17 protein-coding genes are annotated in these 23,968 nt (G+C 33.9%); 11 read left to right on the top strand and 6 right to left on the bottom strand.

From position 1 onward, the window contains the following. Positions 1 to 17 precede the first annotated feature (17 nt). The gene (locus AC6EJA_RS06540) at positions 18 to 1,220 is read right to left on the bottom strand and encodes an argininosuccinate synthase (RefSeq protein ID WP_498501863.1); all 1,203 of its coding nucleotides are present in this window, start codon (positions 1,218 to 1,220) and stop codon (positions 18 to 20) included. An 82-nt stretch (positions 1,221 to 1,302) separates the two neighbouring features. Beyond that, a complete protein-coding gene (locus tag AC6EJA_RS06535; RefSeq protein ID WP_498501862.1) occupies positions 1,303 to 1,503 on the bottom strand; it encodes a cytochrome B6 in 201 nt (66 codons plus the stop codon). A gap of 295 nt (positions 1,504 to 1,798) precedes the next feature. Here AC6EJA_RS06535 and AC6EJA_RS06530 point away from each other — a divergent pair, with 295 nt between their 5' ends. From AC6EJA_RS06530 to purT, 4 genes are read left to right on the top strand one after another with little or no spacing between them, the layout of a single operon-like run. Beyond that, positions 1,799 to 2,095, top strand: a complete 297-nt coding sequence (locus tag AC6EJA_RS06530) for a DUF3134 domain-containing protein (protein ID WP_498501861.1) — start codon at positions 1,799 to 1,801, stop codon at positions 2,093 to 2,095. Positions 2,096 to 2,151: 56 nt separating this feature from the next. Then, positions 2,152 to 3,192: a phospho-N-acetylmuramoyl-pentapeptide-transferase gene (mraY, locus tag AC6EJA_RS06525; RefSeq protein ID WP_498501860.1), complete on the top strand. Its 1,041-nt coding sequence runs from the start codon at positions 2,152 to 2,154 to the stop codon at positions 3,190 to 3,192. Between the two features lie 8 nt (positions 3,193 to 3,200). Beyond that, positions 3,201 to 3,449, top strand: coding sequence for a hypothetical protein (locus tag AC6EJA_RS06520; RefSeq protein ID WP_498501859.1), 249 nt, complete (start codon positions 3,201 to 3,203; stop codon positions 3,447 to 3,449). Between the two features lie 41 nt (positions 3,450 to 3,490). Continuing rightward, positions 3,491 to 4,651 carry a formate-dependent phosphoribosylglycinamide formyltransferase gene (gene purT / locus AC6EJA_RS06515; RefSeq protein WP_498501858.1) on the top strand — a complete coding sequence of 387 codons (1,161 nt, stop codon included), beginning with the start codon at positions 3,491 to 3,493 and terminating at the stop codon, positions 4,649 to 4,651. Between the two features lie 9 nt (positions 4,652 to 4,660). Here the strand turns inward: purT and AC6EJA_RS06510 are convergent, their stop codons facing one another. The 3 genes from AC6EJA_RS06510 to AC6EJA_RS06500 all read right to left on the bottom strand — a co-directional run bounded on the left by AC6EJA_RS06510 (position 4,661) and on the right by AC6EJA_RS06500 (position 11,659). Beyond that, positions 4,661 to 6,781 carry an HAD family hydrolase gene (locus tag AC6EJA_RS06510; RefSeq protein ID WP_498501857.1) on the bottom strand — a complete coding sequence of 707 codons (2,121 nt, stop codon included), beginning with the start codon at positions 6,779 to 6,781 and terminating at the stop codon, positions 4,661 to 4,663. A 183-nt stretch (positions 6,782 to 6,964) separates the two neighbouring features. After that, complete coding sequence (gene uvrA / locus AC6EJA_RS06505; protein WP_498501856.1) at positions 6,965 to 9,928, bottom strand: excinuclease ABC subunit UvrA; 2,964 nt, start codon at positions 9,926 to 9,928, stop codon at positions 6,965 to 6,967. Positions 9,929 to 9,973: 45 nt separating this feature from the next. Further along, complete coding sequence (locus AC6EJA_RS06500) at positions 9,974 to 11,659, bottom strand: DNA repair protein RecN (protein WP_498501855.1); 1,686 nt, start codon at positions 11,657 to 11,659, stop codon at positions 9,974 to 9,976. Between the two features lie 76 nt (positions 11,660 to 11,735). On the opposite strand from AC6EJA_RS06500, the gene AC6EJA_RS06495 reads away from it, so the two are divergent. The 7 genes from AC6EJA_RS06495 to purF all read left to right on the top strand — a co-directional run bounded on the left by AC6EJA_RS06495 (position 11,736) and on the right by purF (position 21,444). After that, positions 11,736 to 13,601: an ABC1 kinase family protein gene (locus AC6EJA_RS06495; RefSeq protein ID WP_498501854.1), complete on the top strand. Its 1,866-nt coding sequence runs from the start codon at positions 11,736 to 11,738 to the stop codon at positions 13,599 to 13,601. Continuing rightward, on the top strand, positions 13,602 to 14,165 hold the full coding sequence (locus tag AC6EJA_RS06490; RefSeq protein ID WP_498501853.1) for an alpha/beta hydrolase: 564 nt from the start codon (positions 13,602 to 13,604) through the stop codon (positions 14,163 to 14,165). Position 14,166: 1 nt separating this feature from the next. After that, positions 14,167 to 15,273, top strand: coding sequence for a threonine synthase (thrC, locus tag AC6EJA_RS06485; RefSeq protein ID WP_498501852.1), 1,107 nt, complete (start codon positions 14,167 to 14,169; stop codon positions 15,271 to 15,273). 373 nt (positions 15,274 to 15,646) lie between these two features. After that, entirely contained in the window at positions 15,647 to 16,801 is a 1,155-nt protein-coding gene (gene dnaN / locus AC6EJA_RS06480; protein ID WP_498501851.1) for a DNA polymerase III subunit beta, read from the top strand. A 1-nt stretch (position 16,802) separates the two neighbouring features. Beyond that, complete coding sequence (locus AC6EJA_RS06475; protein ID WP_498501850.1) at positions 16,803 to 17,543, top strand: PRC-barrel domain-containing protein; 741 nt, start codon at positions 16,803 to 16,805, stop codon at positions 17,541 to 17,543. Between the two features lie 2 nt (positions 17,544 to 17,545). After that, positions 17,546 to 19,954 carry a phosphoribosylformylglycinamidine synthase subunit PurL gene (gene purL / locus AC6EJA_RS06470; protein WP_498501849.1) on the top strand — a complete coding sequence of 803 codons (2,409 nt, stop codon included), beginning with the start codon at positions 17,546 to 17,548 and terminating at the stop codon, positions 19,952 to 19,954. Positions 19,955 to 19,983: 29 nt separating this feature from the next. Beyond that, positions 19,984 to 21,444, top strand: a complete 1,461-nt coding sequence (gene purF / locus AC6EJA_RS06465; RefSeq protein WP_498501848.1) for an amidophosphoribosyltransferase — start codon at positions 19,984 to 19,986, stop codon at positions 21,442 to 21,444. Here purF and AC6EJA_RS06460 read toward each other — a convergent pair. Further along, positions 21,441 to 23,912 (bottom strand): DNA gyrase/topoisomerase IV subunit A, encoded by a 2,472-nt coding sequence (locus AC6EJA_RS06460; protein ID WP_498501847.1) that lies wholly within the window; start codon positions 23,910 to 23,912, stop codon positions 21,441 to 21,443. The two genes, purF and AC6EJA_RS06460, sit on opposite strands and share 4 nt — an antisense overlap. Between the last annotated feature and the right edge of the window lie 56 nt (positions 23,913 to 23,968).

Below are 23,968 nucleotides of genomic sequence, written 5' to 3'. Positions count from 1 at the left end.
AGTTAATTCTAAGTAAGTTACTTTAAATAATTATTTTTCAAAGCCCATATCCGGCTGGGTAAACCCCAGACATAAATAAAACCCTCAGCTGAGTTGTGCTTAAATTTATCTTCCTCTCCATAAGTCGCCATATCAGGCATATACAAACTATTATCAGATTTTCTTCCAACTACAAACGCATTTCCTTTATGAAGCCGCATTCTTACTAGCCCTTTTACTTGTTTTTGAGTTTGATTGATAAATCCATCTAATGCATCTTTAAGGGGGCTAAACCATAACCCTTGATAAACCAAATTAGCCCACTCAATTTCTAATTGATGTTTTATACGTAAAACATCAGAAGCTAAAGTTAATTTTTCTAATTCTTGGTGCGCATTAATAAGTAGCAATAATCCTGGGGTCTCATATATTTCTCTACTTTTTATTCCAACAACTCTGTTTTCTATCATATCTATCCTCCCAAAACCATGAGCCCCTGCCAAGTCATTTGCTCTTGAAATTAGAGTTATTGGATCTAATAATTGACCATTTATAGATATCGGATTTCCATTTTCAAACCCAATATCAATATCTTCGTGATGTTCTGGAGAATCCTTAATTGATGCAGTCATGGAGAAAACTTCTTCAGGAGGTTCCGTAAAAGGATCTTCAAGCAGACCCGCTTCGACGCTCCTTCCAAGAAGGTTTAAGTCAATTGAATAAGGTGATTTTTTACTGACAGGAGCAGATATTCCAAATTGCTCTCCATAAGCAATTGTTTGCTCCCTACTCATCCCCCACTCTCTTGCAGGTGTCAAAACCTTTAAATCTGGAGCTAAGGATGCTATGGCCAAATCAAAACGAACCTGATCATTCCCTTTACCTGTGCAACCATGGGCGACAGCATCAGCACCCTCCTGTCTTGCAATTTGCACTAAATTTTTTGCGATCAGTGGTCTTGCCAAAGCAGTTGAGAGAGGATAACGACCCTCATAAAGAGCATTAGATCTAATTGCTTGAAATGCAAACTCCTCAATAAATGGTTTTATCAAATTTCCCACGATTGATTTTGCAGCACCAGCATCAAGTGCTTTTTGTTTAATTAAATTGAGCTCATCACCTTGACCTAGATCAGCAGCATAAGCAATAACATTATCAATCTTGTATTCATTTTTTAAATATGGAATACAAACACTTGTATCGACTCCACCTGAAAAAGCAAGCACTACCTTCTTAACCATAAGAATCAATAATTTTCTATTTAGAAAGTTTAAACTTTAAGAGTGCAAAAAACTCTTATAAACAAAATAAAACATGAAATTACTAATCCCATGGTTGTTTTATTGATTTTCCTGATTTCATTTCTTTGACCATGCCTCTTCCCCATACAATCAAATATGCAATGGACATAGACCCCAAAAGAACGAGAGTATAAATCAACCAAGTTTCTATATCCTTACCAAAAACAAGCCCATTAGCTGCATCAGCATTCGTTGTAAAAGCAAGGGTAAATGAATATCTCACTAAAAATTTGATAAGGAAATACAAAGTTGCATGACTAACTTATTCAAGAATTTTGTTCTTATCAGAGCTAATTCTAAAAAAAGCAATAGATATATATATTGCTAGGAATAAAGAAGGTCCAAAAAGTAGGCTATATAAAACTGCTGGTCTCACAAGAAAAGGTTCCAAATGAACTGATCCCCATAAACGCAACACGAAGCTAATTATTAGTGCCAAGCCCCAAACGATAAGAATTAATGAGGTCTTTAGAAGCAAAATAATGTAATATGGATCTATTACTACCTACTTTACTAGATTGGAATTAGATAACAAAAAAAGTGCTCTTGAGAAAGTTGACACCAGTATCCTTGACAACATAAACCCTGCTCTTACACGGTATGGAAGAAATGACCCAGCTCCGGTTCTTCCCCTCAGAGAAGAACCTGATCTATTAACTTGGCTTGAGTCAACTGGAAGACTTGTAGCTGACGAAGATTCTTCGGAACAAGAAATCAGCACAATAGAAGAAGAAGAACTCTCAGCTCTGATGGGAGAGAAAGAGGACTATAAAACAGAGGAGGAGGAAACATCAGATGATGATTGGGAAGATTAATTTTTTAGATCGAAAAGAAAAGATCTATCTTGTTTAAGTTATAGATGATATATTTTTTGTACTCAATAATATTAATATCTTCAATATTTTTTGAATCTTCCGATAATTATCATGGCCTAACTAATTCATTTATTATTTCCTCTATAATTGCATATTTATCTTTAAAATATACAATACCTCTTTTTAAAAAATTTAAATTAGAGCAAATAATTAGAAGTGATGGGCCAAACTCTCACAAGAATAAAAAAGGAACCCCTACAATGGGTGGGATTATTGTAGTTCCAATATCAGTTTTTATAGGTATTTTAATAAATATAAATTCTCCAGATTTAAATAGGATTCTCTCTATTAGCATTCTTGGAATAGCATTTATGTTCATTGGGTTAATAGACGACTGGAAAATTCTGATTAATAAGAATAGTGTTGGTTTAACGCCCAAAAATAAGTTAATCATCCAAATATTGGTAAGTTCATTATTTATTTTTTGGAGTTATCACAATAACTGGATCAATTCAGATATATCATTTTTTAGCTTCAACGATTTGAAAACCGGCTGGTTAATCTGGCCAATTTCATTATTTGTTCTTGTTGCTGAGAGTAATTCGACAAATCTTACTGATGGGCTTGATGGATTAGCCGCTGGATGTGGATCACTTATTTTTGCAGGATTAGGAATACATATCTGTAGAGACATAAATTCTGATATTGCGTTGGCAAACCTTTGTTTTGCTATGTCTGGATCTTGGATTGGATTTTTGAAGCATAATATTAAACCAGCAAAAATATTCATGGGCGATACTGGTTCCCTGTCAATGGGGGCAACTCTTGGTGGTATAGCTTTAATTTCAGACAATCTGTTACCTCTTTTAATTATGGGAGGAGTTTTTCTAGCTGAATCAGTGTCAGTAATTATCCAAGTAGGAACCTACAAATTATCGAAAAAACTCTATGGATATGGAAAAAGAGTCTTCAAAATGGCCCCAATACACCATCATTTTGAAATGCTGGGGACAAATGAGGCTGTGATTGTAAAAAACTTTTGGCTTGTCACTGTATTCTTAATTTGCACAGCATTGTTTTTTACACTAATTACTTAATCAAAGCAATGAGCTATTTCACCTGGCAAGAAACTGGTCTGACAAGCGATTGTTCCTCTCTTGAAGCAATGGCGTCTAGATTTGAAGAATCCGCAAGACTGATGAGAAAGCTTTCTGGAGATGGCTTTAAATTAAAGACTGATAATAATAGACAATTAATAATTCATTCTGATCCACAAATATTTAAACAGTGGGGTTTTGTTAATGAAGAACCTATCTTCAAACAACTTCTTCTTATTCCAGAAGATTATGATTAGCTTTTTGAAAAATTTTGCAGCAATCTTATGAGGCTAACTAAATGAATTACTTTCCAAAAAAAATCATGATTCTTGGTAGTGGGGAGCTAGGCAAAGAATTTACTATTGCCGCAAAAAGATTAGGTTGTTATGTTATTGCCTGCGATAAATATGAGAAGGCACCTGCAATGCAATTAGCCGATGAATATTTGGTTTTTGATATGGCCAATGAAGACATTTTATTAGAAAATATAATTAAAATACATCCCGACTTTGTAGTACCAGAAATAGAAGCATTAGCTGTTGACACTCTGCTAAAAGTCGAACAAAAAGGTATTAAAGTCATACCTAATGCCAAAGCTACCGCAATAACAATGAATAGGGATAGAATTAGAGATTTAGCAGCGAATGAACTTAATTTAAATACTGCTAGATTTGCTTATGCAAATGATAAATATGAGCTAATAGATAAGGCAAAATGTTTTAAATTTCCTTTAATAGTTAAACCCATAATGAGTTCATCTGGGAAAGGCCAAAGTTTAGTTAAATCCACGGAACAACTTCAGGATTCGTGGGAAAATGCTATAAAATATTCTCGTGGAAAATCTCAAAAAGTAATAATTGAGGAATTTATAAATTTCGATTTTGAAATAACACTTTTAACAATAAAACAAAGACATGGAAGAACCCTTTTTTGCGAGCCAATTGGACATCATCAAGAAAATGGTGACTATCAATCAAGTTGGCACCCTGCTGAGATGGTAAAAAAACAACTTGACGAAGCTCAATTAATGGCAAAAAAAATTACTGACTCACTTGATGGTGAAGGAATTTTTGGAGTTGAATTTTTTATTAAGGGTAAAGAAGTCATTTTTTCTGAATTATCTCCTCGTCCGCATGACACAGGATTAGTGACAATGATAAGTCAAAATTTAAATGAGTTCGAGCTCCATTTACGGGCAATTTTAGGGATTCCTATACCAGAAATAAAAAGACATTCCTTTAGTGCCAGCAGAGTAATTCTTTCAAAAAAGAAATTGAGTAAAGTTAATTTTAGAGGTATTGAAGATGCTCTAAAAGAGCCAAATACGGAAATATTACTTTTTGGAAAACCTACAGCTAGATCAGGAAGAAGAATGGGAGTTGCGCTTGCTTCAGATAAAAATGTTGAAAAAGCAAAAGCAAAAGCATTTAGAGCTGCGAATTCAATTGAGGTTTTTTAAAGTTTTGCCTTAGAAAAAACGATAATAATTCAGTCCTTTTATCAATCCTCCTTTCGAACTAGATGCAAAAAATACTCTTTTTTGAGATTTAAATTTATCAAGTGAAGGATCATGATCAGCAGCAACCACAACACTTGTCAAACCACCAATTAACTCTGCATCACCTTGCTGACTAGCGACAACATAAATTTGCTCTAGAGGCAATCCTGCACGAAGTGCTAAATATCGTATTGCCTCAGAGCGCGATGCCCTTAAAGGCAGAATATCAAGATACCAATGACAACGCAAAAAAGGCATGGCAGCTACGCCACTTTGACGTAGTCGTTTTCTTACCAATGGCAATATTTTTTCGCCAGGTTCATTTAAAAGAAAACTAACTTTATAAGGACCCTGTTGGTCATCTGATTGTAGTGATAACTGATCAGAAAAATCCCCAAGAACTCGGCACACCTCTTCTCTATCCCAATCAATACCAATTGAAGATTTCCACAATGAATCCTCTGTTTCTTCATTTCGATAGTAAATTTCTGTACCAGCTCTACAAACCCAAACAACAGGGTCAGGCATATGGAGTTCAGAAAATCTATATCTTGCTGCTTTAATTGACCTACCAGTGAGAATTCCAAGTTTATTAGATTCTGAATGCGAGGACTCAGCTAGATTTTCCCTCAATATGGACAATCCTTTCTTTTCTATTTCCTCCAAATTACAATCTAAGTCCAAAACTAATAAACGTTTTCCAAAATCACTTTTTTGATCTTTTAGGTTCAAAGGTAAATCCCTCTGACTTGACAAATGAATGCGATTTTTCATTGCACCTACATATTTGCAAACATGTGCATCCCAACTGAAATATCGTGAAATGGCTTCAATGCCATTTGAACTCCATTTTTGCCATTGAGATGATTTTGAACCAGCAATTTCTAATGTATTTTGCAATTCCTCTAAATCAGTTACATCAGCCAATAAACCATTTTTACAACTTGCCAAAATATCTCGGGGGCCACCATCATCAGTAGAAACAATTGGAAGCCCGCATGCTGCTGCTTCAAGCAAAGTTAGACCAAATGGTTCAGTCAAAGCAGGATTAACAAATAATCCTTTTTTTTGCATAGACCATCTATATATTGATGGGATATTCTCTCTTCGATGATGTTTAGGGTAAGCCACTTTTCCATAGAGATCATATCGATCAACCAACTCAAAAATTTGATTAAAAACATCACGTTGTGCTTTATCCAATTGACGAGAATCCTCTCTACATCCCAAAACTAAAACTAAATTATGCCTCTGGCGTAGAATAGTCGATCGCCCATATACCTCTACTAAAGCGGGTATATTTTTTCTTTGAACAGCTCGAGATATTGCAAGAAGGGGTGGAAGGCTTGGCTCTCGGAGAAATGGCCGAAATAAATCGTCAACATGTTTATTTTCTTTTTCAAGTTGTATTGGATGAAAACGCTTCGAGTCGACACCTGGAGGAATAACCTCAATATGATTTAAATTTGATTTACCGTATCTTGCGTATTGATGATCAGCTTCCTGCTTGGTGCTTGTTATTATTAAACTCGAATGAGACAAAGTTAATTCTTCTGCCTCTATTCGACGACTTATAGAAAAATTTTGCTCAATTTGAACATGATCCACTCCAGCGGCAAGCATTCTTCGCTGTTTCTCTCTACCTAGAGAATGAGCAGTAAAAACTAAAGGGATGCCAAGTCGGCGATTTATTAGAGAACCTACATAACCAGCATCTGCATAATGGGCATGAATCCAATCAGGCAATCTCTCTTGCTGAGAGAGATACGTTACTAGGGAATCTGCTAATTCATCAAGATATGGCCATAAAAGCTCTTTTCGGATATATCTTTTTGGACCAAAAGGAACTCTAAGAATTTTTGCTCCAGGACAAATAACTTCAGTTGATTGAGCATAATCAGATGAAATTCGACGATCATCAATTAAACGAGTAACTAGATCTACTTTTTCAATCTCGGGACGTAAAGCTAAACCCTTGATCAATTCCAAAACATATAATGTCTGGCCTCCTGTATCTGCATCTCTACCCAATTCAAGATCATGGGAACGTATTAACCCATGAAGATTTAAATGTAGGAGTTGCAAGCCCATGTCACATCTCCAATTACTGGAAGTTACATAGCTGATTTTTGAGTGAACAAAACTTAAGAAAAGATAACAATTAGGAGATGATTTACTATGAAAATCATAAATACAATGGTGAACTAGTTTTTAAGGAAACCATTTGTCATTTAAAAACAGAAAAAAAAAGATTACTAAGTTATGTATACAAGATTAAGTCGTTTTTTTCTTGACTTTTTTGGGAGGGTGCAATGCAAGCACATCTTTTAAATATCTTGCTGTATGACTTTTAGTATTCGTGGAAATTTGCTCAGGTGTACCTGAAATAATCACTTCCCCACCTTTATCTCCACCATCAGGTCCCAGATCAATAACCCAGTCAGAACATCGAATAACATCGAGATTATGTTCGATAACTATTACTGAATTTCCCTTGTCCACTAGTCTTTGAATAACATCCATCAATTTATGAACATCATAAAAACTCAATCCAGTTGTTGGTTCATCAATTAAATAAAGTGTTTTTCCCGTTGCTCTTCTTGACAATTCAGTCGCGAGTTTTACTCTTTGAGCTTCACCGCCGGATAAAGTAGGAGCAGATTGGCCTAGTTTGATATAACCTAATCCAACATCTAGCAATGTTCGAAGTTTATCAGCGGCTTGCGGTATCGCAGAAAAAACGTCAACTGCCTGTTCAACTGTCATCTCTAAAACATCGGATATGGTATGCCCTTTAAAACGAACTTGGAGTGTTTCCCTATTAAATCTTGCACCTTTACAAATATCGCATTGTACGTAAACATCTGGGAGAAAATTCATTTCTATAACATTTACACCTTGACCCCGACAGGCTTCACATCGACCGCCTTTAACATTAAAGCTAAATTGACCAACCTGATACCCCCTAGCTTTTGCCTCGACAGATGCAGCAAAAACTTGTCTAATTGGATCAAAAGCTCCCGTATAAGTTGCTGGATTTGAACGGGGTGTCCGCCCTATTGGTGATTGGTCTATTACTATTACTTTATCAATAGAATGTGCGCCTTTCAATTCACCTAAACCCTTCGGGAAAGGAACTTTTAAACCAAGGTGATTAGAAAGAGCTGGATGTAATAATTCATTAACTAAAGTACTTTTACCACTTCCACTTACACCAGTAACTGAAACAAGTTTACCGAGGGGGAAGTCTACAGAGATGTTTTTAAGATTATTTTTATCACAATTTACGAGACGTACGTTTCTATTGCCAGTTTCTCTTCTTTGTGACGGAGTAGGTATTGAAGACCTGCCGCTTAAATAAGCACCTGTGAGTGAGTCCTTAGCCTCTAAGAGATTTTGAAGTGAACCTTGAGCAATTATCTCCCCGCCATGTACTCCGGCACCAGGACCTATATCAACCACATAATCAGCTGATTTAATTGTATCTTCGTCATGCTCGACTACAATTAATGTATTACCTAAGTCTCGAAGTCTCTTAAGAGTTGCCAAAAGTCTATCATTATCTCTTTGATGAAGTCCAATACTAGGTTCATCAAGAACATATAGAACCCCCGTTAAACCTGCTCCTATTTGGGTGGCTAATCTTATTCTTTGAGCCTCTCCACCAGACAATGTCATCGCAGGTCTATCCAAGCTTAAATAGTCCAAACCAACATCAAGAAGAAATTGGAGACGTAAACGTATTTCTTTCAAAACAAGCTCACCAATTTGGATTTGCCGAGAAGATAACAAGGGTGCTTTTGAGTGAGCCTTACCTACTCCCATCAATTTTTCAACATTTTCAAGAGTTTCTAAAACACTGGTAGAGGTAAGATCAGTAATAGCAAAAGAACCAACTGTTACAGCCAATGCCTCAGGGCAAAGCCTTTTACCCGAACAAGATTGGCAGGGTACTAAATCCAAATATTTTTCTAATTTTTGTCTAACTGATTCACCACTCGCATCTTTTAATTGTCTTTCAAGTATTGGTAAAATTCCCTCAAAAGGTCTTTTAAAACCCGAGCTTTTACTGTAGCGACTATCAACTTTAATTAAGATAGATTTTTTACTTCCATGAAGTAATATCTCTCTTTGTTCATCAGTTAAATCTTTCCAACAAGATTTAATTTCAAAACCAAATGCCTCACCAACTGAAAATAACAATGAAAAATAATAAGAATTATCTTTATCACTCCAGGGTGCAACAGCAGCATAAACAGGTAATGAAGGATCTGGAATAACTCTATCTACTGTAAATTTTTTTAAAAAGCCAATTCCATGACATTCCGAGCATGCACCATATGGGCTGTTGAAAGAAAATAATCTAGGAGATAATTCTTCAATAACTGCTCCATGAACTGGACAAGCAAAATTCTCAGAATACAATCTTTCTCTTTCTAAATCTTCAGGGAGCTCCTCATTCTTTTTAGGAACAACTTCAACTATTGCCAGGCCGTCACCCCTTTTGAGAGTGGTAGTCAAGGAATCATTTAATCTTTCCTGAATTCCATCTCTAGCTATTAAACGATCAACTACAACTTCTATTGAATGCGTTAAATTTTTATCTAACTCAATATTGTCAGATAACTCGATTACCTCTTTATTTATCCTTACTCTGGCAAACCCCTCAGCAGCCAAACCAGAAAGTAACTTTGCATGAGTCCCTTTTTTACCTCTAACTACTGGTGCTAACAATTGATAACGAGTCCCTTCGGGCAAAGTTAAAATTTGATCAACCATCTCATCAATTGTTTGAGGTTTTATAGGTCTAGAGCATTGCGGGCAATGAGGTTCTCCAGCTCGTCCAAAAAGCAGTCTTAGATAGTCTTGAATTTCCGTGACTGTTCCAACAGTCGATCTGGGATTGTGACTCGTGGATTTCTGATCTATGGAAATTGCTGGAGAGAGACCTTCAATTGCATCTACATCTGGTTTATCAACTTGTCCTAAAAATTGCCTTGCATAAGCAGATAAACTCTCGACGTAACGACGTTGCCCCTCAGCAAAAATAGTATCGAATGCCAAGGAACTCTTACCACTTCCACTAACACCAGTAAAAACAACTAGTTGATTTCGTGGAACTGTGAGGTCAACATTCTTAAGATTGTGCTGTCGTGCTCCTCGGATACGAATAACATCATCCAAAGAGGATTGCTCTAGGAATGTATTTTTTTTTGCTTTGGATTTAGAGGTTCCCATCTGGGAAGATATATAAGCTAATCATTCTAATGACATATCAATAAATTATGCAGCTTGTTGTTCCAGCAGACTAGCTGCATAAATCTTTGCCTCAGCAATATTTCCACCAGCCAGCTCTGCAAGTTCTGTTTGTCTGTCCTTAAAATCGTTAAGCTGTTTAACAATTGAAAAAGCTGATCCATTTTTTATGGTTTTCACAACAGTTAAATGATTTTGTGCAAAAGATGCAACTAGCGGTTGATGAGTAACACATAAAACTTGTCCATGCTTTGAAAGTTTTTTTAAAACTTCAGCTATTGCTTCACTAATTTTGCCACTTACGCCTGAATCAATTTCATCAAAAATAAAAACGCTGGGACTTTGATTTTTATAAATAACACTCTTAAGTGCCAGTACAAACCGGGACATTTCTCCACCAGAGGCAATATCTTGCAATGGCTTCAAAGGCTGTCCAGGATTTGCAGAGAACAAAAAGTTTACATAATCGAATCCATTTTGATCTGGATCTTTTTTAGAAAACTGTATAGAAAAACGTACGTCTTTTAACCCTAATGCTTGTAATGCTTTACACAGGGACTTTTCTAAATTTGTTGCAACTAATTGCCTGGCAAGGCTAAGCTCAGACGCTTTATCATTGTATTCTTTTTGCCGAAGTTCTAGTTTACTTTTCAAAGTATTATAAGTATCTTGAATATTGTTTGAAAAAATCTCATCTCTAAGTCTATCTCTCATTTTAATTAGTTCATTGATATTTAAACCAAATTTTCGAGTTAATTTTTTAAGGTCATTAATCCTAGATTGAATTTCTTCAAGTTTATCTGGATGACTTTCAAGTATTTGCAAATAATCTTCAATTTGATTTGATGAATCTTTAATATTTTGTGCAATATCAGATATATCTTCAAAAACTTTTTTTAGCGAATTATCAAATTGTAGTAGCTTTTTAAATTCATAAATAGTTGTAGATACTTGGTCATACAAAGAAGGTAATTGATCATTACCATGACTAAATATGTAAACTATTTTTTGTAAAGAATTAGTTAATTCTAAAGAATTTGACAATTTATTTTCTTCTATTTCTAATTTTTCTAATTCATTTGAATCAACCAAATTATACATATCTAATTCATGTAAAATCTCTTGCGATTCCTTCTCCTTCAAAAGACTTTGATCAAGTTCGTTTTTTGATTTAGTAAATTCTATTGATGTTGATTTAAATAATTCCCAATGAGATTTAACACTTGACTTAATCTTATTAAGATTAATAGAACCAATATCATCTAGACTTTGTAATTGTTTAGTTGTATTACTCAGCTCTAGAGAATAACCTTGAAAAGTAAAATCAACTAGGATTGATCTAAGTTCTTTAATTTGATTCCTATTCACACAAATTCCATTTACTTTGGTTCGGCTTTTTAGGTGTCCATCTTTAAGCTTCCATTCTTTGCTAATAAGAATTTCATTTTGCTCAATCTCAATACTATGTCGAAGACCCCAACTTCGAACAAAAGAATTAGAAAGAAAAGTACCCTCAATAAAAAATTTATTTTTACCTGGACTAAGTAACCTTGAGGAGGTTATTTTTTCTCCACCTAATAATGCATCAATTACATCTAGAAGAATTGACTTGCCTGAACCTGTTTCGCCTGTAATGACGGTCAAACCAGGATTAACCTCTATTTCTTGCGCTTCCAGAAGTGCAATATTTTCAAATCTTAGATTTACAAGCACTTTTAACTCAATAACCACATGAACAGTAGCTAGACTCTCTATGAAATAGAAGGGGTAAATTAAACCGCCGTAAAATATGACCCAAGAACTAAATGATTTTATTGAAGCGTCAGGGCTTCTTGAATATGACCCGGAGGCTATTAGAAGAATTTATCAAAAAAACCCTGTTAGATTAATAAATAGATTATGGCAAACGCTGGTACCAATAATTCTTTTATTGATTGGGGTCTTGTGGGACAAATTTAGAGGTGCTCTGAAGAAAGAGGAAATAGCAAAAAAGAGAGCTAATGAAACCACTAATTTACTTGTTGAGTTAGGACCAGCTTTTATAAAAGCTGGTCAAGCACTATCTACACGTCCTGATATTGTTCCGCAGGTTTTATTAGAAGAACTGGCACAGCTACAAGATCAACTACCAGGTTTTGATGGAAAACTTGCCATGGCTTGCATTGAGGACGACTTAGGCGAACAGATATCGGATATTTTTGAGCAAATCGATGAGCAACCGATTTCTGCAGCATCATTGGGTCAAGTTCATAAAGGTAAGTTAAAAAACGGCAAATTAGTAGCTGTGAAAGTACAAAGGCCTGGATTAAGGGAACAAATAACTTTGGATCTTTACATAGTCCGAAATATTGCAAATTGGTTGAAATCAAATATAGGACTTATAAGGAGCGATTTAGTAGCGTTGATCGATGAATTAGGCAAAAGAGTGTTTGAAGAGATGGATTATTTAAACGAAGCTTCAAATGCAGAAAAATTCAAACTTTTGCACAAAAACAACAAAAGGATATGCGTTCCTGAGATCTATAGAAATGCAACGAGTAGAAGAGTATTAACAATGGAATGGATTGATGGAACAAAACTTACAAATATAGAGGATGTAAAAAAGCTGGGAATTGACCCTCAAGAAATGATAGATATCGGAGTAAATTGTAGTCTTCAGCAACTTTTAGAGCATGGTTTTTTTCATGCTGATCCCCATCCAGGAAATATCCTGGCTCTTAAAGACGGCAAACTTTGCTATTTAGATTTTGGAATGATGAGTGAAGTTACAAAAGAATCTAGGACAGGATTGATTAAAGCAGTAGTTCATCTAGTAAATAAAAAATTCGATAAATTATCAAAGGATTTTGTTCAACTGGGATTTTTATCAGAAGAAGTAAATCTTGAACCAATTGTGCCAGCCTTTGAGACAGTATTTACAAGTGCCCTTGAAGTAGGCGTTAATAAGATGGATTTCAAAAGCGTCACGGATGATTTATCAGGAGTAATGTATAAATTCCCTTTTCAATTGCCTCCATATTACGCACTAATAATTAGATCTCTCATAACACTTGAAGGAATAGCCCTAAGTGTGGATTCTAATTTTAAGATACTTGGAGCCGCGTATCCTTACTTTGCAAAAAGATTAATAGAAGACTCAGATCCACAACTTAGAGATAGTTTAAAAGAAATGCTTTTTGACGGTAATATATTTATGTGGGATAGACTAGAAGAATTGGTTGACAGTGCAACTAAACAAACGGATCTGAATCTGGAAGAATTAGTTGAGCAAGTAATAAGTTTCATATATTCAAAGAATGGACAAATTCTTAGAAATGAAATAACTGAAAACATTGTAAAAAATATTGATAATGCAAGTTGGAGAACTATAAAGAAAATAAATATGAAGTTGCCAAAACAAATTAGATCTGATACTATTTACAATTCGAGTATCAAAAAAAATAGTACAGTTTCTAAAGATAAAATAAATCCTATAAAAAAAGTATTTTCTGTGATTAATAGCTTACCAGGTTATAATAGAAATCTATTTATAAAAAAATTACCAAGGATTTTAAAAGAACCACTTACAAGAAAAATGAGTTTATCAATTGTAAAAAAAGCTGGTGAGAAAAGTATGGTTCGTTTAATAAAGGTTACAGCAGGAGTTGTTCAATAAATGAGAAATTTTTTATATATCTATTTAATATTTATTAGCTTGCACATAACAGAAACAAATACAAAAGCAGCAGAAAATATAATGATATATAAAGGAACTTTGAGCAGAACAATACCTGTCAAAGAATTAGAAATTCTTGCCGAGCAAAGAAAAGCTACAGGAACTTTAAAAAATCTGATGCGTATCACTAATCAAAATCAAGATGAAGTGTCAGATTTATTAAGCCAGGAATTTGATTTACCCATAGTTCTTACAAGCAAATTATTAAATAGCAAAATAGGAAATGTCATAATATCGAGAATAGGAAAAATTATTTACCCAAATAAATATCCGGGTAGCAAAATGAGTAATCCTGCTATTAAAGCGGGTGTAATAAATGCCATTGTCCAGGGAAATGGAAAATTAAATATGATTAATTTTTTTAAATCATATCCAAATAAAAACATGGCAATTAACTACACAGCCTTAAGTAAAGTTATAAACAAAGTTGAATCAATGACAGATCTTGTAGAATTTTTCACTGGTTCTCCTTTAGAAAAACTAAAGAGCAGCAATTTTAATTAAAATGTCATTATTCAAATCCATAAAACGAAAATTTAGTAAAAATCAATATTCCAATGATTGGCCAGGTTTAATTCATGCATATAAAAACTTCTTACCGGTAAGTGATAAAACTCCAATAATAACTCTTCACGAAGGATCAACTCCACTTATTTATATTCGGTCAGTTTCTGAGCTAATAGGAAATGGGTCAAAAGTTTTTGTCAAATACGATGGACTAAATCCAACAGGATCTTTCAAGGATAGAGGTATGACTATGGCAATAAGTAAGGCTAAAGAAAAAAATTGCGAAGCAGTTATTTGTGCAAGTACTGGTAATACATCTGCCTCTGCTGCCGCATATGCTAGCAAAGGAAAAATGAAATCTTTTGTACTAATTCCAGAGGGTTATGTTGCCCAAGGAAAACTAGCTCAAGCTTTAGTATATGGGGCTGAAATTCTATCTATTAAAGGTAATTTTGATAAAGCACTAGATATAGTTCGAGAACTTTCAGAAAAATATCCAATTACACTAGTTAACTCGGTAAATCCTTATAGATTGGAAGGACAAAAAACGGCAGCTTTTGAAATTATTGAATATTTAGGAAATGCTCCAGACATTTTATGTATTCCTATGGGAAATGCAGGAAACATAAGTGCTTATTGGATGGGATTTAAAGAATATTTAAAATACAAAAAATCAACTTTCCTTCCGAAGATGTATGGTTTTCAAGCTAGAGGTTCAGCTCCTTTAGTATTTGATAATGTAGTTGAATCGCCTGAAACTATTGCCACGGCAATAAGAATAGGAAACCCTGTAAATAGAGAGAAGGCTCTAATAGTAAAAAAAGAAAGTAAAGGAAACTTTTTCGATGTTAATGATAAAGAAATAGTAGAAGCTTACAAAATACTTGGTAAAGAAGAAGGTATTTTTTGTGAGCCAGCAAGTGCAGCATCAGTAGCAGGACTTTTAAAAATCAAAAATAAAATCCCAAAAAATTCAAAAATTGTTTGCGTACTTACAGGTAACGGATTAAAAGATCCGGATTGTGCAATCACGAATAACGATGCTGTATTCCAAAGAAATCTTGACCCGGATATCAAGACAATTGTAAAAGCGATGGGCTTTTAAAAATAAATTAAAGTTTTTAACTGGGGATTTCTTAAAAAGAAACAACAGTTAGCTGTGGAAAAGCAAAAAAAGAAATCAACTTATGTGCAATATTTGAAGGTCAATAAAAAAAATTCTTATAAATCAAAGTTTTTTCAACATTAAGAAAAAATTTTTCACAACAATTTTTTTATTTTTTGTAGATATGCATTGCTTTTGAAATGTTTTCCACATTTTCCTCAAGACCTACTACTACTGTATTTATAAATTAATTAGAGAGATATAGAATAGAAAAGAACAAAAAGTTTCAATTTTTTTTTTAATATTCCTAATTATAAAATCCCACTAAAATTTAGAGCAAGAAAATCAACCCTTTCATTTATTTCAATTTTCAATGAGACTCACTTGTTCTCAATCAGATTTAAATTCAGCTCTTCAACTTGTTAGTAGAGCTGTAGCTGTTAAACCAACTCTTCCTGTTTTGGCGAATGTATTACTAACAGCTGATCAAAGTACTGGGAGATTGAGTTTTACGGGCTTTGATCTTAGCCTTGGTATTCAAACTTTTATAAATGCATCTGTAGAATCAAGTGGAGCAATAACTTTACCAGCAAAGCTTTTAGGCGAAATAGTCTCAAAATTATCCAGCAAATCTCCTGTAATTTTTGAAGTTGATGAAAGTGGAGACCTAGTTGAACTTAAAAGTAAAAATGGATCATATCAAGTAAGAGGCTTAGCAGCTGATGACTTTCCTGAATTACCTTTGGTAGAGAGTGGAAAACCTATTAAATTAAAATCAGTTGATTTTGTTAATTCGCTTAGATCAACCTTATTTGCTAGTAGTTCAGATGAAGCAAAACAATTACTTACCGGCGTAAATTTAAATTTTGAAGGTTCAGCGTTGGAAACAGCTGCTACTGATGGTCATAGATTGTCTGTTTATAATTTAAAAAACGTTTTAGATTCATCTAATAGCGAAATAGATACTGATGATAAGTTCTCTGTTACTCTTCCATCAAGATCTCTAAGAGAAGTAGAACGATTTATTTCTTCCTGTAAAGACTCAGAGACTATTAGTTTTTTCTTAGATAAAAATCAAGTTGTTTTCATGGCCTCTGATCAGATAGTTACTACTCGAACTTTAGATGGTAACTATCCGAATTATTTGCAATTAATTCCTGACAATTTTTCTAGTGAACTGAAATTTAATAGAGAAGATTTTATAGATTCATTAGAGCGAGTAGCAGTCTTAGCCGATCAGCATAATAATATTGTTAAATTAACAACTGAAAGTTCGTCTAAAACAGTTTCCATCAGTGCTGATGCACAGGATGTTGGAAATTGTACCGAATCATTACCTGTTGATATTAGTGGTAATATTGATCAAATTGCTTTCAATGTTCGATACCTTTTGGAGGGTTTAAAAGTTATTAATTCTGAAGAAATTATTTTAAAATGTAATACTTCCACTACGCCTGCTATTTTTATACCCTCAGGCGATAATACTAGTTATATTTATTTAGTTATGCCGGTACAAATGAGAAGTTAAATTGACAATTCCAAAAAACATCTTATTAACAGATTTTTTTAGCCTAAATGTCAGGTGTAATCAAGGGTTAGAGCATGGTAAAGGTTTACTTGTATGGATGCATCCCCCTGTTCACAGAGTTTTGGGTTGGGTAACTGGATCTTCTCTTTTAAATATGACAAGAAGTGTTTGGAGATTAGATCAAGTAAAGAAATTAAATAATTCAGAAATATTTGTTAAAGGTACTCCCTCTATTTCTGATCAAATAACATTAGATCGTCTCCCAACACTAATTAATGCAAATCTTTTAAATAATAAAGGGGAACGTTTAGCTTCTATAGTTGATATTGTTTTTGAATTGTCTACTGGAAGTATTCTTTATTACGTTGTTTCTAGAAGTAATCCTAAAATACCTGGGACAAGCAGATGGTCTCTAAAAATTACTCAAATCAAAGACCAGCAACCCGGAGCAGTTTTATCTAATTTAGATAATTTGGGAGAGTTGCCATTGCTTAGGGCTAGTGTTAGAGAAGATTTTATGAATAAAAGTCGTGAATTTAGAAGTCAATTAAAAGAGATGACTGATATTGCCTCAACAAAAATAGAGGGTTGGTTAGACGAATCTCCTTGGGAAGAAAATACATACGAAACTAATCATAAAAATTTAGATAATTGGGTAGATAATCCATATAATGAAAACTCAAAAACTCTTAGTGATTATGATGAGATTCCATCAAAGAGAGATAATGATCCTTGGATATAAACATGAAATCAATTGATTCTGTTGAGTTTGATAAATTAATTTCATCAGACAAATTCAAAGTCGAATATGACGTCAAGTCTTCGTTAAAAAAAGAAGGTTTAAAATATAAAGATTTCGTTGAAATTTGTAAACGACTTGATAGGCCTCCTAATAGAACAGAATTAGGAATGTTTGGTGTTATGTGGTCAGAACACTGTTGTTATAGAAACTCCAGAAGCCTTTTAAGAAATTTTCCAACTGAAGGACCAAGAATTCTTGTTGGACCAGGAGAAAATGCAGGAGTTGTGGATATAGGTGATGGACAGAAACTTGTTTTCAAAATTGAGAGCCACAATCATCCTTCAGCTATTGAACCTTTTCAGGGAGCTGCTACAGGTGTTGGAGGAATTCTTAGGGATATTTTTACCATGGGAGCTAGGCCTATTGCGATATTAAATGCTCTTAGATTTGGTCCTTTAGATTCTAAAAAGAATACTTCCTTGCTTTCAGGAGTTGTCTCTGGAATAGCTCACTATGGTAACTGCGTTGGAGTTCCCACTGTTGGAGGAGAAGTTTCCTTTGATGAGAGTTACTCAGGAAACCCTCTTGTTAACGCAATGGCCCTTGGATTAATGGAAACTGATCATATAGTCAAATCTGGTGCAGAAGGAATTGGATATTCAGTTGTTTACGTAGGAAATACAACAGGAAGAGATGGTATGGGAGGTGCTAGTTTTGCTAGTTCCGAATTAACAGATTCTTCTTTTGAAGATAGGCCAGCTGTTCAAGTTGGAGATCCTTTTTTTGAAAAGGGACTCATAGAAGCATGTTTGGAATCTTTTAAAGAAGGGGATGTTATTGCTGCTCAGGATATGGGCGCAGCTGGCTTGACATGTAGTTCATCTGAAATGGCAGCAAATGGCGGAGTAGGTATTGAATTGAATCTTGATTTAGTACCAGCTAGAGAAAAAAACATGACTGCTTATGAATTCTTATTATCTGAATCTCAAGAAAGGATGTTGTTTGTAGTTAAACCTGGATACGAAGAAACCTTAATGAAAAGATTTCAAAAATGGGGGTTATATGCATCAGTAGTTGGAAAAGTAGTAAAAGAAAAAGTAGTAAGAATTTTGCATAAAAACTCTATTGTTGCAAATATACCAGCCTCTGCTTTAGCTGATGATACTCCTATTGAAAATCATACTCTTTTAAAAGAACCGCCAGATTTCATTAAATCTCATTGGCTTTGGAATGAAAAACAATTAAATGAATCAAATTCTTATGGGATTATTGATAAAGATAATCATCAAATAAGTTGGAATGAAGCATTGATTAGATTATTAGATAATCCTTCAATTGCTTCAAAAAAATGGATTTATAATCAATATGATTATCAAGTGCAAGCAAATACTTTACATGGTCCAGGTGTATCTGATGCTGCAATAATAAGGTTAAGACCTCAACAAGGTAATGACTCTACAAAAAAAACTCTTAAAGGTATTGCAGCAGTAGTTGATTGTCCCAATAGATGGGTTTATTTAGACCCTGAAAGGGGAAGTATTTTGGCTGTTTCTGAAGCAGCTCGAAACTTATCTGCAGTTGGCGCCTTACCAATTGCAATAACAGATAATCTAAATTTTTCATCACCTGAAAATGACATTGGTTATTGGCAACTTGCATCATCATGTAGAGGAATATCAACTGCTTGTAAAGCTTTTAAAACTCCAGTAACAGGAGGAAATGTTTCTCTTTATAATGAGACAAAAATAAATAATAACAATACACTTCCAATTCAACCAACACCGATTATTGGAATGGTCGGAATTTTAGAAGATATAAGTAATATACCTACAATTAGTTGGAAACATAATAATGACGTTATCGCTCTTGTAGGACTTCCTTTAGAAAGTAATAATAAACTTGATGAAAGATTAACACTTTCTGGTACTTCTTATCTTGAATATATTCATGGAAAGATAACAGGTAGACCACCTATTGTTGATTTTGATTTCGAGATCCATGTTCAAAAATTTATGCAGGCATTGGTAAGTAAATCTTTACTATCTTCTTCTCATGATGTCTCTAAGGGTGGAATTGCTTTAGCTTTGTCTGAGTGCTCAATCGGAACTAATTTTGGAGCTCAAATCTGTCTTAATTATTGCGAGAGTATTAGAATTGATCGAACGCTGTTTGCTGAGGGTGGGCCTAGATTTCTGATAAGTACATCAAATCAAAAATATAAAAATATTATCGATAATTTACAATCTTTTAATGAATCTAATAAAGAAAAAATTTATATAACTAAATTAGGTAAAGTTGTCAATGAAAAAAGATTAATTATTGGAAATGAAAATAAGAAATTGATAGATTTATCAATTTCAGATTTACAATCTTGTTATGAGAATGCTATCCCACGTAGAATGGAAAAATAGTTCAAAAAATAGATTAAGGAATTTTTAATATGTGCGGAATAGTAGGTGTTGTAGCTTCAGATCAAGTAAATCAACAAATATACGACAGCTTATTACTATTACAGCATAGAGGCCAAGATTCTACGGGAATAGTCACTATGGATCAAAGTGTCTTTCATATGCATAAAGCAAAAGGGCAAGTTAGAGAAGCATATCGAACCAGAGATATGAGATCCCTTTTAGGCAGCACAGGAATTGGTCATGTTCGTTATGCGACAAAAGGTGCTGCAGACAGAGAAGAAGAAGCTCAACCTTTTTATGTAAACGCCCCTTATGGAATAGTTTTAGTTCATAATGGAAATCTCACAAATACCAGGAAATTAGAAAACGAATTATTCAAAGATGATAGGAGACATACAAATTCTTCAAGTGATACAGAAATGTTATTAAATGTTTTTGCGACAGAGTTACAATCATCAACAGTTGGAAAAGAATTTACTCCTGAAAATATATTTAACGCAGTCAGTTCTTTACATAAAAGGGTAGAAGGATCATATGCTTCCATAGCAATAATTGCAGGACATGGTCTTGTTGCTTTTAGGGATCCTTATGGTATTAGACCTCTTGTAATTGGACGTAGAATTGATAAAATTAGCTCTAAAAATGAATGGATGGTTGCAAGTGAGTCATTAGTTTTAGAAAATAATGACTACGAAATTATTCGAGATATAAACCCAGGCGAGTCAATATTTATTTCTATTAATGGTGAATTTTTTTCACATCAATGCTCCAATAGCTCCAAATTATATCCTTGTTCATTTGAATATGTTTATCTTGCAAGACCAGATTCAATAATGAACGGTATTTCCGTTTACGAGACTAGGTTAAGGATGGGAAACCTACTTGCTGAAACAATAAAAAAGGAAGTTTCATTGGGTGAAATAGACGTTGTTATGCCGATTCCAGACTCATCCCGACCTGCTGCTATGCAGGTAGCAAAGCAGTTGGGGATAGAATACAGAGAAGGATTTTTTAAAAACAGATATATTGGCAGGACTTTTATAATGCCTGGTCAATCTCTAAGAAAAAAATCAGTGCGGCAAAAACTAAATGCCATGAGTACTGAATTTAAAGGTAAGAATGTATTAATAGTCGATGATTCAATTGTTAGGGGAACTACCTCACAACAATTTGTTCAAATGGCAAAAAGTGCTGGAGCTAATAAGGTTATTTTTACTTCTGCTGCTCCGCCAATAAGATACGCTCATGTTTACGGAATCAATATGCCATCCAGAAAAGAATTAATAGCTCATAATAGATCAATTGATGAAATCGCTAACTATCTTTCTATTGATCAACTTGTTTATCAAGATGTTGATAATCTTAAAAAAGCCATTATTTCAGATTCAAAAGTAAATCATTTAGATCTTTCATGTTTTACGGGAGAATATATTACAGGTAACATCACAAAAGATTACTTAGATTGGGTTGAAAAAGAGTATTTGTCTTAATCAAAATTTTTAGTAAAAGGAGTAATTTTTATTATCTCTTCATCTTCATCTAAATTAAATTGTTTAAAATATTTCTTGTTATAATCTAATTTATCAATCTTTGATTTAGATATTTGCCCTAATTTCCCTCTATTTGTATTAATTATTCCTTTAGTATTACCTGAATACATATAAATTAGTTCATCATCAAAGTTTTTTATTTTAAATTTTAGATCACCTAGATCTCCTTTTTTGCATATCCTTAAAGATTTACTATTCAATTTCAAAAGGCTTCCTTTTTTGCTTATAAGCAAAATATTTTTATCTGTTTCTTTTTCTAAACAGAAAGCAGCTATTATATTTTCATTTGGAAATAGAGGAAGGATAATTGGACCTTGAGCAAGTTTACCCATTAATGGAAAATCATTTTTGTTTATTCTCATCCTTAAAATTCTTCCAATATTTGTAGAGATGATAATATCTTTATTTTCCTCACAGATAAATGTTGCTTTTACAAATACTTGATCTTTTAATTTTAAAACGGTAGTTGCCCTATTAGAAATATCTAGAATTTCTTCAATCTTCAATCTTTTAAAACGACCATCACTGGTTAATAAACCAATACTTTTATTTCTATTATCGGAAATAGTTATGAAATCTACAATTTCTTCTCCTCTAAATCCGCTGGGCAAATATTTTTCTAGTGAATCAAGTTTTTGTCTTGCAAATTCCCACCTTAATATGCCTACTTTACCACTTCTTGAAATAGCTAGAATTTTGGGAGTTTTTCCAACTTTGCAAATTAATTTGGGCAAAGTCGTTTCCTTCGTTAGGTTCAAATCTTCATCAGTTTTTAAACGATTTAAAACCTTATTATTAGCTATTCTTATTAAATCATCTGTCTGAATAACAATTATTCCATCTTTAGGTAGAGACTCTATTGCTTGTTTTCTAAGGAATTCTTTATTTGGTCTTTGATTTGCATTTTTAATAGCTAAAAGTTCATCTCCCCCTTCAATAAGTTTACTTCGTCTTTCTGATCCAAATTTTTTCTTTAGGCTTTTAAATTCACTACTCATCAACCTTAACAATACCTTTCTGTCTTTTAGTATTAAACTTAATTTCTCTTTGGACTCTTTTAATTCATTGAGTTCTTGATGCAATGCTTGCTTTTCTAATCCTGTTAATTTTTTTAATGGCATTGCTAACACTCCATCGGATTGTTTTTCATTTATGTTTAGCGCAGATTTTAATTTTGTTCTTGCCTCACTGACATTTTTTGCTTCTTCAATTAAACTTATAACTAGCCTAAGATTTTTAAGTGCTTTTATTAACCCCTCAATAGTTTCTAAACGATTTATAATTTTTCTCAAAGAGTTTTGAGTTCTTTTTGTAATTGTTTCTTCTCTAAAATTTAGAAAATTATTTAGTAATTTCTTTAGTGTTAATTGGACAGGCTGTCCATTAACTAAAGCAAGAAGAATCGCCCCATAGTTACATTGAAGATTTGTTTTTCTATACAGACTCTCAAGGATTTTTTCTGGATCAGAATCTCTTCTTATTTCAATAAGTACTCTCATCCCATTCCTATCACTTTCATCGCGTATGTCTGCGATGCCGTTTAATTTCCCATCATTAACCTGCTCCGCTAATTTCTCTATCCATCCCGATTTACTTACTTGATACGGTAATTCAGTTATTACTATTCCAGTTCTTTTGTGTTTTCCTTTACCAGGATTCACGTCTTCTATGTGAGCTATTCCTCTCATAGGGATGCTTCCTTTTCCTTTTAGGTAGGTGTCTCTAATACCACCGCTTAATAATATTTCTCCTCCTGTTGGAAAGTCTGGACCCGGAATAAGCTCAATAAGTTTTTCGTCATCTAACTCAGGCGTTTTAATAAGAGCTAATAATCCATCAATAACTTCGTTCAGATTATGAGGAGGAATGCTAGTGGCCATTCCTACAGCAATACCTGTACAACCGTTCAAAATTAAAAATGGAAGTTGTGCTGGTAGAACATTTGGCTCCTGCTGAGAACCATCAAAGTTTGGGGAGAATTCCACAGTATCGGAATCAATTTCTTTCAGAACTGCGTCATTTGATATCTCAGCTAATCTTGTTTCTGTGTATCTCATTGCCGCGGGTGGATCATCATCAATTGATCCAAAATTTCCGTGTCCTGATAGAACTGGGTATCTGCATGAAAAATCCTGAACTAGACGTACAAGGGCGTCGTAAACAGCTTGATCTCCATGCGGATGATATTTACCAAGTACATCGCCGACAACTCGAGCACATTTTTTAAATGGTCTGTCAGGAGTCAAACCAAGCTCATGCATAGCAAATAATATGCGCCTTTGAACTGGTTTAAATCCATCCCTTGCGTCAGGTAACGCCCTCCCTACGATTACGCTCATTGCGTACTCGAGGTAAGAGCGTTGCATCTCTTGATGCAGCGAAATTGAATTTAGGCGCTCTCGTTTCATCTAGATTTCAGAAAAAGAGGCCTTGCGGCTTTAGGTTAGTAATTATTTTCCTTTAC

This window comes from Prochlorococcus sp. MIT2309, assembly GCF_059772305.1.
This window is presented reverse-complemented; position numbering and strand designations above follow the sequence as displayed.

Excerpts from the sequence above, each read along its gene's own strand:
- AC6EJA_RS06540 (WP_498501863.1), bottom strand. The coding sequence starts at position 1,220 with ATGGTTAAGAAGGTAGTGCTTGCTTTTTCAGGTGGAGTCGATACAAGT.
- AC6EJA_RS06520 (WP_498501859.1), top strand. The coding sequence starts at position 3,201 with ATGAGCTATTTCACCTGGCAAGAAACTGGTCTGACAAGCGATTGTTCC.
- purT (WP_498501858.1), top strand. The coding sequence starts at position 3,491 with ATGAATTACTTTCCAAAAAAAATCATGATTCTTGGTAGTGGGGAGCTA.
- AC6EJA_RS06510 (WP_498501857.1), bottom strand. The coding sequence starts at position 6,781 with ATGGGCTTGCAACTCCTACATTTAAATCTTCATGGGTTAATACGTTCC.
- uvrA (WP_498501856.1), bottom strand. The coding sequence starts at position 9,928 with ATGGGAACCTCTAAATCCAAAGCAAAAAAAAATACATTCCTAGAGCAA.
- AC6EJA_RS06495 (WP_498501854.1), top strand. The coding sequence starts at position 11,736 with ATGACCCAAGAACTAAATGATTTTATTGAAGCGTCAGGGCTTCTTGAA.
- AC6EJA_RS06490 (WP_498501853.1), top strand. The coding sequence starts at position 13,602 with ATGAGAAATTTTTTATATATCTATTTAATATTTATTAGCTTGCACATA.
- thrC (WP_498501852.1), top strand. The coding sequence starts at position 14,167 with ATGTCATTATTCAAATCCATAAAACGAAAATTTAGTAAAAATCAATAT.
- dnaN (WP_498501851.1), top strand. The coding sequence starts at position 15,647 with ATGAGACTCACTTGTTCTCAATCAGATTTAAATTCAGCTCTTCAACTT.
- purL (WP_498501849.1), top strand. The coding sequence starts at position 17,546 with ATGAAATCAATTGATTCTGTTGAGTTTGATAAATTAATTTCATCAGAC.
- purF (WP_498501848.1), top strand. The coding sequence starts at position 19,984 with ATGTGCGGAATAGTAGGTGTTGTAGCTTCAGATCAAGTAAATCAACAA.
- AC6EJA_RS06460 (WP_498501847.1), bottom strand. The coding sequence starts at position 23,912 with ATGAAACGAGAGCGCCTAAATTCAATTTCGCTGCATCAAGAGATGCAA.